The organism is Oceanobacillus sp. FSL K6-3682 (assembly GCF_037976165.1).
GTDB classification, from domain to species: Bacteria; Bacillota; Bacilli; order Bacillales; family Amphibacillaceae; genus Oceanobacillus; species Oceanobacillus sojae.
The window spans coordinates 112392-128987 of record NZ_CP150263.1 but is presented as its reverse complement, the minus strand read 5'-3'; the positions used below and the strand labels follow the sequence as shown (position 1 = coordinate 128987).

Here is a 16596-nt window from a genome sequence, read left to right as displayed (position 1 = left end):
CGCCAGCCAAAAAACCCTACTTATAACTTGCATCTAATACAAACAACCCAAATATTTTCTTGGTTAAAAAAAGGCCACCTGTTCAACTAAAAATCATTCTCGTATATAAACTTGAACTTTTTCTAGTGACAAAGGTGACCTTTTATGAATTCGTGATAAAAGAGCCCGTCTAAAATACGACGAGCTCTTTTTCTTATATTCGTTAAATTATTTAACTTCTACAGAAGCACCAGCTTCTTCAAGTTTGCCTTTAACTTCTTCTGCTTCTTCTTTAGATACAGCTTCTTTAATTGCTTTAGGAGCGTTATCTACTAAGTCTTTAGCATCTTTTAAGCCAAGGCCAGTGATTTCGCGAACTGCTTTAACAACTTTGATCTTAGAAGCACCAGCTCCAGTAAGAACAACGTCAAATTCAGTTTTTTCTTCTTCAGCAGCGCCGCCTGCAGCACCTGCAGCAGCAACTGGAGCAGCAGCTGTTACGCCGAACTCTTCTTCGATTGCTTTTACTAAATCGTTTAATTCAAGTACAGTCATTTCTTTAATTGCACTAATCATTTCTTCGTTTGTCATGATTAAATTCCTCCTGATATAAGTTTGTTTTTTATTTGTGAGCAAGCATGTGGTTTTATCACAATTTTACTCTTACGCTTGAAATATAGCTATCCAGCTCCGAGCGCCAAAAACTAGGGAGCTAACACGTGAGCCCCCTACGATAAGTCATCGTCGGTTCGTTACCTCACCGTGATTCCTTTATCTCAGGTACGCCGCTCCAATCTCTACGTTTTTAAACGGGCGCTCTGCGCTTTTCGTTATTAAACCGTTTGGTGTATTACGCACCTTGTTCTTCTTTTTGCTCTGCAACAGCTTTTGTAGCATAAGCAAGATTACGGATTGGAGCTTGAAGTACGCTAAGCAGCATAGATACCATACCTTCGTAGTTTGGCAGATCTGCAAGCTCTTTAATTTGATCTAGTGAAGCAACATTTCCTTCAATAATTCCGCCTTTAATTTCTAAAGCTTCATGATCCTTACTGAAGTTGTTCAAGATTCTTGCCGGAGCAACAACATCTTCACTAAATGCAATTGCGTTTGGTCCAGTTAATACATCACTAAGCTCGTTTAGCTCAACAGCTTCTACAGCACGGCGAACCATTGTATTTTTGTATACTTTGAATTCAACACCTGCTTCGCGAAGCTCTTTACGTAATGCAGTAACCTCTGAAACGTTAAGTCCACGATAGTCAACTACTACTGCAGTTTGGCTATTACGAAACTTATCTGCAATTTCTTCTACTAATTGTTTCTTTTGTTCAATAATCCCTGACATCTTTCCACCTCCTATAATAACCGTCGCTATTATTACACCGTTCGAACGTGCTTTTCTATAAAAAAAGCTCTCATACAGACATGAGAGCTTACCTTAGATCGGCAAAACGGTTTTGCCTTTCTATAAATAAACACCTCGGCAGGATAATTAAGCTCATGCATAGCCCCTGCTGTCTACGGTATAACATTCGATTTTATTAAACCGAAAATTAGTATATCGAACGTTGGCTTAAAAGTCAACTACTAATTAACGGAAGTTTGAAACGTCAACTTTGATTCCTGGTCCCATTGTAGATGCAATGGAAGCATTTTTAAGGTAAGTACCTTTAGAAGACTGAGGCTTAACTTTTACAAGTTGATCAGTAAGTGCAGTAAAGTTTTCTACTAATTTTGTTTCATCGAAAGAAACTTTTCCAATTGGAACATGGATATTAGAAGATTTATCAACACGATATTCTACTTTACCAGCTTTAATGTCTTGAACAGCTTTTTCTACTTCGAAAGTTACTGTTCCAGTTTTAGGGTTTGGCATTAAGCCTTTTGGTCCTAAAACACGACCTAATTTACCTACTTGAGCCATCATGTCCGGAGTAGCAACGATTACGTCGAAATCAAACCAGCCTTGGTTGATTTTGTTGATGTAATCTTCTTCTCCAACATAATCTGCACCAGCAGCTTCTGCTTCTTTTGCTTTATCACCTTTAGCAAATACAAGAACGCGTTGAGTTTTACCAGTACCATGCGGTAAAACCATTGCTCCGCGGATTTGTTGATCTGCTTTCTTAGGGTCTACACCAAGACGAAAAGCAGCTTCTACTGTTTCATCAAAGTTTGCTTTTGCAGTCTTTTTTGCAAGCTCTACAGCTTCTTTAATTTCATATGCTTTTGTACGATCAATCAGCTTTAAAGCTTCTTGATGTTTCTTACCATATTTAGCCATATTAATATCCTCCTCTTTTGTGGTTATAACGGTTGTACCTCCCACGGGACGAGAGCAAACACTCTTGTCCAGTACACAAATCATCTTTCCATCCGGCGTTTTCACGAATAAGGCTGCGGGTGAAAACAACCGCAACCCTTAAAGTACGTGTTCAAAAAGGGATCAAATTAGAAGCAAGAAAATCACGTCAACGCAGAGATTCGCCGCCTATCATTTGGGAGCTTTTTGAACTTCCTCTTTAACTTCAGAAAGCCTGATTACGGAATATCGAATCAGTCTTCGATTGTGATTCCCATACTGCGCGCAGTACCTTCAACCATGCGCATTGCCGCATCAACATCAGCTGCATTTAAATCAGGCATTTTTGTTTCAGCGATTTCTTTTACTTTGTCGCGCTTTACAGTAGCGACTTTTGTTTTATTAGGTTCACCTGAACCAGACTCGATTCCAGCTGCTTTTTTAAGTAGCACTGCTGCCGGTGGAGTCTTTGTAACAAATGTAAATGAACGATCCTCGAATACTGTGATTTCAACAGGAATGATTAAACCTGCCTGTTCTTGTGTTCGAGCGTTAAATTCTTTACAGAATCCCATAATGTTAACACCTGCTTGACCTAGCGCCGGCCCAACTGGTGGTGCTGGATTCGCTTTTCCCGCAGGAATTTGCAATTTTACTAATTTGATTACTTTTTTAGCCACGAGACACACCTCCTTAAAGTCCGTGATGTGGTAATAGGGTCTTTGATTTTATTTACCCTCCCACTCATTTCCTGTTCTCCTTTTAATTGAGAACAAGAATAACAAAAGAATCTTAGCATGAATTCAAAAAAAAAGCAAGCCTCGGTTCATGAAAAAGCTTTACCTGAAACGAATTGCTATTTCAGCAATTCGTTCACATTTAGTTGGATAGCTCTTTTTTATCTCCCAGGAAAAACCTATGAAAGCTTGTCTACTTGAGAAAAGTCCAGTTCAACCGGTGTTTCTCTCCCGAACATATTAACATGTACTTTCAGTTTTTGTTTATCTGCATCAATCTGCTCAATCGTTCCTGTAAAGTCTGTAAATGGACCGTCAGTTACACGGACACTTTCTTTGACTTCAAAGTCGATTTGGAGAGCAGGCTCACTGACACCCATTCTTTTCAATACAACATCTACTTCATCCGGTAATAACGGTGTCGGTTTTGCACCATGTCCGCTGGAACCGACAAATCCTGTAACTCCAGGAGTATTACGGACCACATACCATGAATCATCGGTCATAACCATTTCTGTTAAAACATAGCCAGGGAAAGATTTTTTCTTTACCATTTTCTTTTTACCATTTTTAATTTCTGCTTCCTCATCTTCCGGAACAATAACACGGAAAATCTTATCTTCCATTCCCATAGACTCTACTCTTTTTTCAAGATTCATCTTCACTTTATTCTCGTAGCCGGAATAAGTGTGAACCACGTACCAATTCTTTTCCATTTGTATCGGACAATAAACTGCCCTGTCCCCTCCTCTTCACAAATCAATGTATTCTTCTTTTTTCTAGCTACAAGCGCCAGAAGCCAGGGAGCTAACACATGAGCGCTCTCTACTTTTCTATTCCAATTTAAAAAACCCGCATAAATCGGGTTTTCGCTGACTTTTATCTTCTGTTCATTATACCTATATTATAACGGAATTATTCAAAAAATGCATCTAAAAGTTGAGATATGCCTAAATCAACAACGAAAAAGAATACCGCCATAAAAATGACTGTAGAGATTACCACAACGGTATAGTTTCTCAGTTCTTTTCCTTTTGGCCAACTTACCTTCTTCATTTCTCTTGAAACATTCTTTAAGAACTTAAACATCTACTGATATCCCCCCGAACTTACGCGAATCTATCCATCAATCTATATCTATTTTGTCTCACGGTGCAGGGTATGTGTTTTGCAATGTTTACAGAACTTTTTCACTTCTAATCTTTGCGATTGATTGGCTGCGTTTTTGTTCGTTGAATAGTTCCTGCTAGAACATACTGCACATGATAAGACTATCTTTTTATTCATATATTCCACCCCAATACATAGGGATATAGACTATATTAACATAGCACTTCACTATCGTTATGTCAATGTTATCTCTGGTTTTTTCACACTTTGTTCTTTTTGAACACTCTCTTTTAAATAGTAACTCCATTTTCCTCTAGCAGTATCTCCAGCTTCCGCTTCACCCGTACTAAAGCGTTATCAATCGATTTCACATGACGGTTTAATTGCTCTGCAATCTCCTGATAGGTACAACCATCTAAATACAGCTGAAGTACTTGTCTCTCCAAACCGCTCAACAATTCTGATAATTTGAATTCCATTGCACCGTACTCTTCCCGGTTAATAAGCATTTCCTCTGGATCACTATCCTCCGTGCTGCTGATTATATCTAGCAGCGTCCGGTCAGATTCCTCTTCATAAATTGGCTTATCAAGAGAAACATAAGAATTTAAAGGGACATGTTTTTGTCTGGTCGCTGTTTTAATCGCTGTGATAATTTGCCTTGTTACACACAATTCTGCGAACGCTTTAAAAGGAGTCGGCTGATCCATATTAAAATCACGAATAGCTTTATATAGCCCAATCATTCCTTCTTGAATAATATCTTCTTTATCAGCACCGACCAAAAAATAGGTTCTTGCTTTTAATCTTACAAAATTTAAATACCGATGTATCAGGAGGTCCAATGCATAGCTGTCACCTTGATGGATTAATTCCAGCAAATGAATATCTTCTAGCTTGTCCAACTTCTTGCTGCGTGTATTGATTTGCCCACCGTTCACCAATAATCCCCTCCTAAATCGATATCTCCAAATATATCCACGATAGGCACTATTATACTAGACGATCAGAAATATCGTCAACGACCCTTTTATGACAGAAGTAGTCGTAATTTGTCGTTTCCGTGAAAAGAAACAAGCCTTTTTACCTAAATATAAAATGAAGCAAAACGTGCTTATCGCTTTGTCTAAAGCCATCTGGAGCTATAATTATTTATTTTAAAAAATATTTTTTCGTCATAACGATATCAGGTTCTTCTATTTGACTTTAATTGAAAACCATCAAATAGCTGTCGAGCTTATTAAAAAAATACCAGATGGAAAAAAGCTTCTCATTTTGAGCGTTCTGTGCCGGGCATTCATTCTATCTGTAACGCCTTTTTTTGCAGGAATGACTTCTCTTAAGCATTCTGAGAAGCACTCCCTGCTTTCTGTTCATTCCATATCCTTCTATTTCCCCCGCCGCATCTCTTCAAACCTTTTTAGCAAATCATGGTCTATCGGGATTTTAGCAGCTGGCTTTTCCTTCTGATGTACCTCAAGGTTAATACGGATCTCCTGATTCATATCGTCCATCTCAATCTGGAGCTCTCTGGCTGATTTGCGCAGAGCCCCTTGTCCAAAAATTGTCCGTTGCTCGGCATAATCTGATGTTGCAACATACACTTGAGTCTCAACATTTTTTACTTTCCTGACAAGCTTCTCAATACATTCATCTGCTGTTTCTTTTTCTTTGGTATAAATAACTTCAACTTTAAATTGTTCTTGCTTCGATTCCAATCCCCGTACATAGTATGCATCAAAGACTATAATCACACGGTCGCCGGTAAACGCCTGGTACTCTGCCAGAAGCTCAATAAGCCGATCTCTTGCCTGACCAATATCTTTTTCTTTCAGATACTCAAGCTCTGGCCATGCTCCGATGATATTATAGCCATCTACAATTAATACAACCATTTAGGAACTCCCTAGGGGCTTTCGCTTTCGTAATACTTCATAAAGAAGTAAACTGCATGCAACTGATGCGTTTAACGAGGAAACTTGTCCGACCATCGGCAAGCTGACCGTCCAGTCACATTTTTTCCGGACAAGCCGGCTCATTCCTTTTCCTTCGTTTCCGATAACAAGTCCAATTGGCAGGGTTCCGTCAAGCTGCCGATAATCTTCATCAGCATCTGCTTCTGTCCCGACAATCCATATATTTCTTTCTTTAAGTTCATCAATAGTGTTAGCAATATTCGTCACTCTGGCAACAGGAATATATTCCAACGCTCCAGCTGCTGTTTTCGCCACTGTAGCTGTCAGACCGACTGAACGATGCTTAGGTATAATAACTCCATGCGCTCCAGTTGCATCAGCAGTACGTAAAATAGATCCTAAGTTATGCGGATCCTCTAATTCATCCAGCAAAATAAAGAAAGGCGCCTCTCCTCTTTCCTCTGCCCTGCCGAAGAGATCTTCAATGGATGCATAAGGATAAGAGGCTACCGAGGCTACTACCCCCTGATGATTTCCTTCCTGCAGCTTATCCAGCTTCGATCTTGGCACCTTCTGAACAACCGCTCCAGCTTCACGGGCAAGCTGTTGTATTTTGTGTGCAGCCGTCCCCTGCAATTGTTCAGATATCCAAACTTTATTTACAGAACGGCCAGATTTTAATGCTTCGATTACGGGATTTTTACCCATAATCCACTCCTTTTCCTGTGTCACTTCAAGCACTCCCTTCTTCTAAAAAATCCACTGCTTTTGTCATTAATTCCTGCAGCCTTTGCTCATTTTTTAATAAATAGTGATAGCCAATCAACGCTTCAAACGCTGTACTGTACCGATAAGTCTGTACACTGATATTTTTAGGCGTACTGCCCGATTTGGCATTTCTTCCCCGGATTACTACTTTGCTTTCTTCTTCTGTTAAAAGGTTATCCTCCAGCCAATGGAGAATAACCTTTGCCTGTGACTTGCCAGATACATATTGAATAGCTTCCTGATGTAATTGATTCGGTTTAATGGTTCCCCGCTCTAATAATAGCTCACGTACATATACTTCATAAATTGCATCACCAATATACGCCAGAGCGAGGCTTTTCATCTGTCTGACATCACTGTCTTTCATTATTTACCTCTTTTCCATCTTACACCCTGCGGCGTATCCTCTAAGATGATTTTTTCGTTCTTCAATTGATCACGTATTTCATCTGCACGGGCAAAATTACGATTTTTACGCGCCTCGTTCCGTTCCGCAATCAACGCTTCGATAATTTCATCCAAAAGCTCTTCCTGTTCATTTTTGATGTCAATTCCTAATACCTGGAGCATGGAGTCAATCGTTTCACGAAAGGCATCAATCACCTCTTTTGCTGTTTGCTCCTCCTGTACATAAACATTCGCCTCTTTAGATAAATCAAATAGAATGGAAATTGCATTCGCTGTATTAAAGTCATCATCCATCTCTGCTTCAAACCGTTTTTTACGGTCCTCAATACGGGCCAGCCATTCTTTATTATCCTCTCTTAGATCCATGCTTGCTTTACGGCGATGTCCTAAATTGTGATAAGCTGTTTCAATTCTTTCCAAGCTTGTTTTAGCACTTTCTAATAATTCTTCTGTGAAATTAATCGGGTTGCGATAATGTACGGAAAGCATAAAGAAACGTAATACTTTCGGATCGTGCTTTTCAATTAAATCACGTGCAAGCACAAAATTACCGAGTGATTTCGACATTTTTTCATTGTCAATATTAATATAGCCGTTATGCATCCAGTAGTTTGCAAAGGTTTTATCATTATGTGCTTCGGATTGTGCAATTTCATTCTCATGATGCGGGAAGGTTAAGTCCTGCCCTCCTGCATGAATATCAATTGTTTCACCTAAATATTTCTTCGCCATCGCTGAGCATTCAATATGCCAGCCCGGGCGCCCTTCTCCCCAAGGAGAATCCCATGCAATTTCTCCTTCTTTTGCTTTTTTCCATAAAGCAAAGTCTAAAGGATCTTCTTTTTTCTCGCCGACTTGAATGCGGGCGCCAGAACGCAATTCATCAATAGATTGATGAGAAAGCTTTCCATATCCTTCAAAGGAGCGCGGCTTGAAATACACATCTCCGCCCGCTTCATAAGCATAGCCTTTGTCAACTAATTCTTTGATAAAGACTATAATTTCTTCCATCGAATCCATAACACGCGGATTTTGGGTTGCCTTTTTCACACCCAGTGATTTCACATCTTCTAAATAAGCATCAATAAACCGATCAGCAAGCGTACCTACCTCTTCCCCCGCTTCCTTGGCTGCTTTAATAATTTTATCGTCTACATCTGTGAAATTAAGAACATAACGAACATCAAAGCCCCTATATTCAAAATATCTCCGTACTGTATCAAATACAATGGCAGGACGTGCATTTCCAATATGGATATAGTTATATACGGTGGGCCCGCAAACGTACATAGACACTTTTCCTGGTTCAATTGGTTTGAAATCCTCTTTCTGTCTTGTTAACGTGTTATATATTTGGATCGTCATGATTGTTTATTCTTCCTTTCTTTAAAAGCTCGATTTCCGCTTTTAGTTCTGTAATCTGGTCTTGTAAATCACTGCATTTTTCCGAAACCGGATCTGGAATGTTCTGATGATCCAGATCCCTGTTCAGTCTTATTCCATCTTGGACTACCACTTGGCCGGGAACACCGACAACTGTAGAATTAGCAGGAACATCTTTTAATACGACGGAGCCTCCTCCTACTTTTGAGTTCTCTCCAATAGTAATTGCCCCAAGTACTTTGGCACCTGTCGATATCATCGCATTGTCTTCAATCGTGGGGTGCCGTTTACCTTGTTCTTTACCTGTTCCGCCAAGCGTTACTCCCTGAAAGATTGTGACATTATCCCCTATTTCACACGTCTCTCCAATGACAACGCCCATTCCATGATCAATAAACAATCGTCTTCCTATTCTTGCCCCTGGATGTATTTCAATACCGGTTATAAAACGGGAGAATTGCGAAATAAAACGAGCCAGAAATTTCAAGTTCTTATTATACAGCCAATGAGCTATGCGATGAGCCCATATTGCATGTACCCCAGAATAAGTTAACATAACTTCAAAATATGTTCGAGCGGCCGGATCTTGTTCAAATACAACCTCCATATCCTCCTTCATTCTTCGAAAGACCACAATATACAGCCCCTTTTGTTTAAAATATTTTCACAACATGAGTGTCGTCATTTCCTCTATTGAATAAAAGAAAAGCGCCTCTGTGTTATTCAAACACAGAGACGCTTTTGCGCGGTCCCACTCTGTTCAGAGAGAAAAATCCCTCTCCACTTTGCTCTGTTAACGGCAGAGAACCGCTATCATGTACTTTATGTTCCACAATAGACTCGGAGGCGCACTTCAAAAAGAAATCTTAAAATCACTCGCAGCAAATGTGATTCTCTCTGGGTAAGAAATTCATTTTTACTTTACCTCTTCAACGTTTTAAATTTATTTGATTTTTATAGACATCATATCATAGGCGTATCTTATAAAGATAATATATTATATAACGTGAGAAATGTGAACTCTTAAGCTCCCATTTCCTTTAATAATTTATCCAAACGCTTCACGATAATATCTCTTCCTAATAATTCAATAGCAAAAGGCAGCTCCGGACCGTGCATTTGTCCCGTTGTCGCCACACGGATAGGCATGAAAAGTTTCTTACCGCGATGTCCTGTTTCTTTTTGGGTTGCTTTAAATTGCGCTTTAATTGAATCTTTATCAAACGACTCTAAATGGATTAATTTATCTGTGAATACCTGTAATACTTCTGGAACCTGTTCTTCACTCAGGATTTCCCGCTCTGCTTCACCATATGAAATATCCTCTTGGAAAAACAGCTCTGTCAACTCTACAATTTCTGCTCCATAGCGTAATTGTTCGCGATATAAGCTAATTACATTTTCTGCCCATTCGCGTGTCTTCTCGTCCATATCTTCAGGAAGCTTACCTGCTTCAATTAAATGCGGCAATGCTAAGTCAATTACACGGCTTAAATCTGATTTCTTAATATATTCATTGTTCATCCATTTCAATTTATGCTGGTCAAAAATAGCAGCAGAAGTAGATAACCGTTCCGGATCGAATATTTCGATCAGTTCATCCTGGCTAAACATCTCTTCTTCGCCAACCGGAGACCATCCAAGTAAGCTGATGAAGTTAAACATCGCTTCTGGAAGGTAGCCCAGATTACGGTATTGCTCAATAAACTGCAGGATATGCTCATCACGTTTACTCAGCTTTTTACGTTCTTCATTAAGAATTAATGTCATATGCCCGTAACGCGGTGCTGTCCATCCAAATGCATCATAGACCATCATTTGCTTGGGTGTATTAGAGATATGCTCTTCTCCACGCAATACATCGGTAATTTCCATAAAATGATCATCAATAGCTACGGCAAAATTATAAGTTGGAATACCATTTTTCTTTACAATGACCCAGTCGCCAAAATCACTCGATTCAAATGTGATTTCTCCACGAACGATATCCTGGAAGGTATATGTTTTATTTTTAGGAACACGAATACGGATACTCGGTTTCCTGCCTTCCTCTTCAAAGCTCCGAATTTCTTCCTCTGTTAAGTTACTATGTTTTCCAGCGTATTTAGGGACTTGTCCATTAGTACGCTGCTCTTCTCGTTCTGCTTCCAGCTCTTCTTCTGTCATGTAGCATTTATAGGCTAAATCTCGCTCAAGCAGTTCATCTACGTACTTTTGATAAATATCTAAGCGTTCTGTTTGACGGTAAGGACCGTAATCCCCGCCGATATCTGCTCCTTCATCCCATTCCAGACCGAGCCATTTTAAATATTTTAACTGACTCTCTTCGCCGCCTTCTACATTTCTTTTATCATCTGTATCTTCTGTGCGAATAATAAATTTTCCATCAAAATGTTTTGCATATAAATAATTAAATAAAGCCGTACGAGCATTACCAATGTGCAAATGCCCTGTAGGACTGGGTGCATAACGTACACGAACTTCCTTACTCATTTAAAATGCCTCCTTCATTGTTTATAAAATCGCTTCGCTGCCTGTTTTTCCGGAGAAACTGTTCAAAAAATCTAATAGAAATCTTTTTTGAACACCTGTCAGAAGAGGGGCTCCCCTATCTTTATCCTATTAACAAGTTCTATACGAAAAGTGATAACATATCCATGTTATCACTTTTTTTATCCTTTATCAGTTATACCCTTTTTATAAAGCTTTTTCAAGTAATTTTGGTTTTGCAAAAATCATCCGGCCAGCAGAGGTTTGTAAAACACTCGTAATAACAACCTCAATATTTTTGCCGATATAATCTCTGCCTTCTTCTACAACAATCATCGTTCCATCATCTAAATAAGCAACACCCTGATTGTGCTCTTTCCCGTCTTTAATTACTTGAACATGCAGCTCTTCCCCCGGAAGTACAACCGGCTTCACTGCATTGGCAAGATCATTAATATTTAAAACAGACACTCCCTGAAAGTCACATACTTTATTTAAATTAAAATCATTTGTCACGACAATCCCGTCAATGACTTTTGCCAGCTTAATCAGCTTGCTGTCCACTTCTGGAATATCTTCAAAATCGCCTTCATAGATTTCAACTTTTACAGCGAGCTCTTTCTGAATTCTGTTCAAGATATCTAATCCGCGTCTGCCCCGATTCCGTTTCAACGCATCGGATGAATCTGCGATATGCTGTAATTCACCGAGTACAAACTGAGGAATAACGATTGTTCCCTCTAAAAAGTTTGTCTGACAAATATCTGCAATCCGCCCATCGATAATCACGCTTGTATCTAAAATTTTAGGGCTTGGATACTGCACATTTGAATCCGCATCCTCTTCATCATTGCTGCGGCGCTTGTCCTTTTTCGCAGGTTTGAGTATATTCATAAATTCCTCACGCCGGCGAAAACCAACCTGGAAACCTAAGTAACCAAGTATAATCATAATGAAAAGCGGCAAAACCTGCGAAAAAATACGAATGCTCATATCTTGCAAAGGCATATTAACAAAGTAAGCTATAACTAAACCGACAATTAATCCAATACTGCCAAAAAACAAATCCATGGCTGGTAATTTGACCAGTGCATCTTCCACCCAACGAAAGAAATTCACAATATAGTTTACTAGTAAATAAGACAAGATAAAAAATATAATAGCTCCAACAATCATTCCCAAAATAGATGAAGTTAACCAGCTTGATTCAGAAACGTTTAATAACTGAACGATCGCCGGAAGATAGAGATACCCCATGGTACCGCCCAATATAATAAAAAATAAGTGTACTACTTTTTTCATCAATTCCTTTACACCTCCTGACTAGTATTAGTAGTATTACCAAATGATGCGTAATATATGCTAACCTGATTGGAATTCTTCGAAAAGTTTATGTTCAAAAAACGGACCCGCAAATTTCGATGGGATGAGCAGCCACAGCACTTTTTGAACATTTTCTTAAAACTCTACTGATGTAATCCAATTTCTAAAGCTTCCTGCACATTGGAAACACCAATTACTTCGATACCTGCTGGATAATTCCAGCCGTCTAAATTATTTTTCGGACAAATTACCCGCTTAAATCCTAATTTTGCAGACTCCTGTACCCGTTGTTCAATACGGGATACACGACGAATTTCCCCTGTAAGGCCAACCTCTCCTATAAAAATATCATTTGGCTTTGTCGGCTGATCCCGGAAGCTTGATGCAATACTGACCGCAAGTGCTAAATCAATAGCCGGCTCGTCCAGCTTTACACCACCTGCTACTTTAATATAAGCGTCTTGATTTTGCAGCATAAGCCCGACGCGTTTTTCCAATACAGCCATCAAAAGCGGTACCCGATTATGATCTACCCCTGTGGCCGTCCTGCGCGGATTACCAAAGCTTGTCGGTGAAATCAATGCCTGTATTTCTACTAAAACCGGCCGCGTTCCTTCCATCGAAGCAACAACAGTCGATCCGGCAGCACCTTGAGATCTTTCTTCCAGGAAGATTTCAGAAGGGTTCATTACTTCACGTAATCCTTCCTCCTTCATCTCAAAAATCCCCATTTCATTTGTACTTCCAAAACGGTTCTTCACACCTCTTAAAATACGATAAGTGTGATGTCGTTCTCCTTCAAAGTACAATACAGCATCTACCATATGCTCTAATAAACGGGGACCTGCAATGGAGCCTTCTTTGGTTACATGACCGACAATAAAAATAGGAATACCTTTGGTCTTCGCAATTTTCATAAGCTCCATTGTACATTCTCTAACCTGTGAAACACTGCCGGGCGCACTTGTTATCTCTTCTTTAAAAATGGTTTGAATAGAATCAACAACGACAAAGGAGGGGTTAATTTCTTCTATCTGTCTGCTTATATCCATTAAATTTGTTTCTGATAATACATACAGTTTATCTGTTTTTATATCTAACCGGTCTGCACGTAATTTTGTTTGTCTTGTAGATTCTTCACCTGAAACATAAAGAACCGGTAAATCTTTCTCCGCCAGCTGTGCAGATATTTGTAATAAGAGGGTTGATTTTCCAATACCCGGATCTCCGCCAATTAAAACCAGTGATCCTAAAACAACGCCTCCGCCCAGCACACGATTAAATTCCCTCATTTTCGTTGTCACACGCGGTTCCTTCTTCGATTCAATAGAGGTGATTTTTTCAGGCTTTTGTGAGGAGGTTATACCAGACATATATCCTGTTCTGCCTTTTACAGCAGCAGCTTCAATTTCTTCTACCATTGTATTCCATTGATGGCAAGCTGGACATTTTCCCATCCACTTAGCCGATTCATAACCACATTCTTGACAGACAAATTTTGTTTTCCTTTTTGCCAACGTTTGCAACCTCCTTCAATCAATGTTCCATGTCTAATGCAATTCACTATACATGAAACCACCCATATTTCTTATTATAGACTATTTCTGGTTTTCATAGGTTACAGGAAAGCATCAAATTAAAAAACTATCTTCCATATTTATGCCACAAGTTTTTTCAATATAATGGAGAAAAGCTAGAAGAACCATGTTCTTCTAGCTTTTGATACTTTATTAGGAAGTCCTTTTTAAGAAAGGATAATAAATTCTCCTTTGCTGTTTAAGCCTATTTTTACCTTTTGCTCTTTTTGAATGTTACCTTTTAAAAGCTCTTCTGACAATAAATTCTCAATATTACTTTGAATAGAGCGTCTCAGTGGACGGGCACCATACTCTGGATCAAAGCCTTCATTAGCAATTTTTTCAATCGCTTTATCTGTAAGAGAAAGTGTTAAGTCTTGCTCTTCTAAGCGTTTTTGTAGCTGTTTCAGCATTAATGATGCAATATCCTTCATGTGTTTTTTCTCCAAGGAATGGAACACGATGGTCTCATCAATACGATTTAGGAATTCTGGGCGGAATGCCTTTTTCAATTCGTCCAGAACCTTTGATTTCATATCCTGATGCTGTCTTTCTTCATTATCTAATGTGAAACCGACGTATTTATTACGCTTCAATTCGCTTGCTCCAACATTAGAAGTCATGATGATAACAGTATTACGGAAATCAACAACTCTTCCTTTTGAATCCGTCAACCTGCCATCCTCAAGTACCTGCAAGAGAATGTTAAAGACTTCTGGATGTGCTTTTTCCACTTCATCCAGCAGAACAACAGAATATGGTTTACGGCGGACTCTTTCTGTTAATTGTCCTCCCTCTTCATAACCTACATAGCCTGGAGGAGACCCAACTAAACGGGAAGTCGCATGCCTTTCCATGTACTCAGACATATCAATGCGGATCATAGCATCTTCATCGGCAAACATTACTTCTGCAAGCGCACGGGCAAGCTCTGTTTTACCGATACCAGTTGGCCCAAGGAATATGAAAGAGCCAATTGGACGTTTTGGATCTTTTAACCCGGCGCGGGCACGGCGAATTGCTTTTGCTACAGCATTTACTGCTTCGGATTGACCAATAACACGATCATGAAGAATTTCTTCCATGTTCAGCAGACGCTCACTCTCATCCTTCGTCAGTTTAGAAACAGGAACTCCTGTCCAAATTGATACAACTGCAGCAATATCCTCCATGGTTACTTCAGAATCGGTCTGCCCCTGCTTTTCCTTCCACTCATCCTTTGTTTTCTCAAGGTTTTCCCGATAACGCTGTTCAGAATCTCTTAGTGATGCTGCCTTTTCAAATTCCTGACTTTGTACTGCAGCATCTTTTTCTTTTCTTACCTCTTCTAATTTCTGTTCCAGCTCTTTTAAGTTTGGCGGAACAGTATATGAGTTCAAGCGTACTTTTGAACCAGCTTCATCAATTAAATCAATTGCCTTATCCGGCAGGAAACGGTCCGTAATATATCGATCAGATAAGGTTGCTGCTGCTTCAATTGCCTCATCTGTAATTGTTACACGATGATGCGCTTCATAGCGGTCTCTTAAGCCTTTTAAAATTTGAATTGTTTCATCAAGTGTCGGTTCATCCACCTGAATTGGCTGGAACCGGCGCTCTAATGCAGCATCCTTTTCAATGTATTTCCGGTACTCATCTAATGTCGTTGCTCCAATACATTGTAATTCTCCGCGGGCAAGTGATGGCTTAAGAATATTAGATGCATCAATTGCACCCTCTGCTCCACCGGCACCAATAAGGGTATGGAGCTCATCAATGAATAAAATAACGTTCCCTGATTGACGAATCTCTTCCATTACTTTTTTCAAGCGGTCCTCAAACTCACCACGATATTTTGTTCCTGCAACAACAGTACCCATATCTAATGTCATCACACGTTTATCGCGCAGCGTTTCCGGAACCTCATTATCAATAATTTGCTGTGCTAATCCTTCTGCAACAGCAGTCTTGCCGACACCGGGCTCACCAATAAGTACAGGGTTGTTTTTAGTTCGGCGGCTCAGTACTTGAATAACTCGTTCAATTTCCTTGGAGCGTCCAATAACAGGGTCTATCTTCCCTTCTTTCGCACTGACCGTCAAATCACGGGCTAAAGAATCTAAAGTAGGGGTGCTTGCGTTTGTCTGTTGCCCTGTGCGCCCTTGACGCCCTGCCTGGGACTCATTACTCCCTAAGAGCTGAAGCACCTGCTGCCGGGCTTTATTTAAGCTTACACCAAGGTTATTTAAAACACGGGCAGCAACTCCTTCTCCTTCACGGATTAAACCTAAGAGAATATGCTCTGTTCCAACATAAGAGTGGCCCAGCTTCCTTGCTTCATCCTGAGATAATTCAACGACCTTCTTCGCTCTGGGAGTATAATGAATGGATTGAGAAGGCTGCTTGCCAACACCAATCAGCTTTTCAACTTCTTCTTGAATTTTAGATACTTCCAAGCCGAGAGATTGCAATGCTTTCGCAGCTATGCCTTCTCCTTCACGTACCAAACCAAGAAGAATATGCTCTGTTCCAATATTATTATGGCCTAATCGTACAGCCTCATCTTGAGATAATGCTAATACCTTTTGTGCTCTCTCTGTAAAGCGACCAAACATCATATG

At 39.7% G+C, this 16596-nt stretch carries 17 protein-coding genes and 2 other annotated features; all 17 genes read right to left on the bottom strand.

Annotation, left to right across the window (positions count from 1 at the left end):
- Positions 1-207: 207 nt before the first annotated feature.
- The 17 genes from rplL to clpC all read right to left on the bottom strand — a co-directional run bounded on the left by rplL (position 208) and on the right by clpC (position 16593).
- Entirely contained in the window at positions 208-570 is a 363-nt protein-coding gene (gene rplL / locus MHH51_RS00665) for a 50S ribosomal protein L7/L12 (protein ID WP_077605132.1), read from the bottom strand.
- Positions 571-829: 259 nt separating this feature from the next.
- Positions 830-1327 (bottom strand): 50S ribosomal protein L10, encoded by a 498-nt coding sequence (gene rplJ, locus MHH51_RS00660; RefSeq protein ID WP_147211545.1) that lies wholly within the window; start codon positions 1325-1327, stop codon positions 830-832.
- A gap of 51 nt (positions 1328-1378) precedes the next feature.
- Positions 1379-1524: a sequence feature (ribosomal protein L10 leader region), on the bottom strand.
- A 49-nt stretch (positions 1525-1573) separates the two neighbouring features.
- Positions 1574-2266: a 50S ribosomal protein L1 gene (gene rplA, locus MHH51_RS00655; RefSeq protein ID WP_147211546.1), complete on the bottom strand. Its 693-nt coding sequence runs from the start codon at positions 2264-2266 to the stop codon at positions 1574-1576.
- A gap of 272 nt (positions 2267-2538) precedes the next feature.
- Positions 2539-2964 (bottom strand): 50S ribosomal protein L11, encoded by a 426-nt coding sequence (gene rplK / locus MHH51_RS00650; protein WP_139344913.1) that lies wholly within the window; start codon positions 2962-2964, stop codon positions 2539-2541.
- Positions 2965-3200: 236 nt separating this feature from the next.
- Positions 3201-3737 carry a transcription termination/antitermination protein NusG gene (nusG, locus tag MHH51_RS00645; protein ID WP_147211547.1) on the bottom strand — a complete coding sequence of 179 codons (537 nt, stop codon included), beginning with the start codon at positions 3735-3737 and terminating at the stop codon, positions 3201-3203.
- A 199-nt stretch (positions 3738-3936) separates the two neighbouring features.
- Entirely contained in the window at positions 3937-4110 is a 174-nt protein-coding gene (gene secE, locus MHH51_RS00640; protein WP_147211548.1) for a preprotein translocase subunit SecE, read from the bottom strand.
- A 48-nt stretch (positions 4111-4158) separates the two neighbouring features.
- Positions 4159-4308 (bottom strand): 50S ribosomal protein L33, encoded by a 150-nt coding sequence (gene rpmG / locus MHH51_RS00635; RefSeq protein WP_077605138.1) that lies wholly within the window; start codon positions 4306-4308, stop codon positions 4159-4161.
- A gap of 113 nt (positions 4309-4421) precedes the next feature.
- Positions 4422-5075 (bottom strand): RNA polymerase sporulation sigma factor SigH, encoded by a 654-nt coding sequence (sigH, locus tag MHH51_RS00630; RefSeq protein WP_147211549.1) that lies wholly within the window; start codon positions 5073-5075, stop codon positions 4422-4424.
- A 444-nt stretch (positions 5076-5519) separates the two neighbouring features.
- Positions 5520-6026, bottom strand: coding sequence for an NYN domain-containing protein (locus MHH51_RS00625; RefSeq protein WP_147211550.1), 507 nt, complete (start codon positions 6024-6026; stop codon positions 5520-5522).
- Complete coding sequence (gene rlmB / locus MHH51_RS00620; protein ID WP_147211566.1) at positions 6027-6755, bottom strand: 23S rRNA (guanosine(2251)-2'-O)-methyltransferase RlmB; 729 nt, start codon at positions 6753-6755, stop codon at positions 6027-6029.
- Positions 6756-6780: 25 nt separating this feature from the next.
- Positions 6781-7182 (bottom strand): ribonuclease III domain-containing protein, encoded by a 402-nt coding sequence (locus MHH51_RS00615; RefSeq protein ID WP_147211551.1) that lies wholly within the window; start codon positions 7180-7182, stop codon positions 6781-6783.
- Positions 7182-8588 carry a cysteine--tRNA ligase gene (gene cysS / locus MHH51_RS00610; RefSeq protein WP_156987987.1) on the bottom strand — a complete coding sequence of 469 codons (1407 nt, stop codon included), beginning with the start codon at positions 8586-8588 and terminating at the stop codon, positions 7182-7184. The genes MHH51_RS00615 and cysS overlap by 1 nt, the downstream gene beginning before the upstream one ends.
- On the bottom strand, positions 8569-9225 hold the full coding sequence (gene cysE / locus MHH51_RS00605; protein WP_147211567.1) for a serine O-acetyltransferase: 657 nt from the start codon (positions 9223-9225) through the stop codon (positions 8569-8571). The genes cysS and cysE overlap by 20 nt, the downstream gene beginning before the upstream one ends.
- Positions 9226-9334: 109 nt before the next feature.
- Positions 9335-9548 (bottom strand) — a binding site (T-box leader).
- A gap of 81 nt (positions 9549-9629) precedes the next feature.
- Positions 9630-11099 carry a glutamate--tRNA ligase gene (gene gltX, locus MHH51_RS00600; RefSeq protein WP_339283971.1) on the bottom strand — a complete coding sequence of 490 codons (1470 nt, stop codon included), beginning with the start codon at positions 11097-11099 and terminating at the stop codon, positions 9630-9632.
- A 204-nt stretch (positions 11100-11303) separates the two neighbouring features.
- Positions 11304-12401, bottom strand: a complete 1098-nt coding sequence (locus MHH51_RS00595; RefSeq protein ID WP_147211554.1) for a PIN/TRAM domain-containing protein — start codon at positions 12399-12401, stop codon at positions 11304-11306.
- A 161-nt stretch (positions 12402-12562) separates the two neighbouring features.
- Positions 12563-13936: a DNA repair protein RadA gene (gene radA, locus MHH51_RS00590; protein WP_339283969.1), complete on the bottom strand. Its 1374-nt coding sequence runs from the start codon at positions 13934-13936 to the stop codon at positions 12563-12565.
- Positions 13937-14163: 227 nt separating this feature from the next.
- Positions 14164-16593, bottom strand: a complete 2430-nt coding sequence (gene clpC, locus MHH51_RS00585) for an ATP-dependent protease ATP-binding subunit ClpC (RefSeq protein ID WP_147211556.1) — start codon at positions 16591-16593, stop codon at positions 14164-14166.
- Positions 16594-16596: the final 3 nt, after the last annotated feature.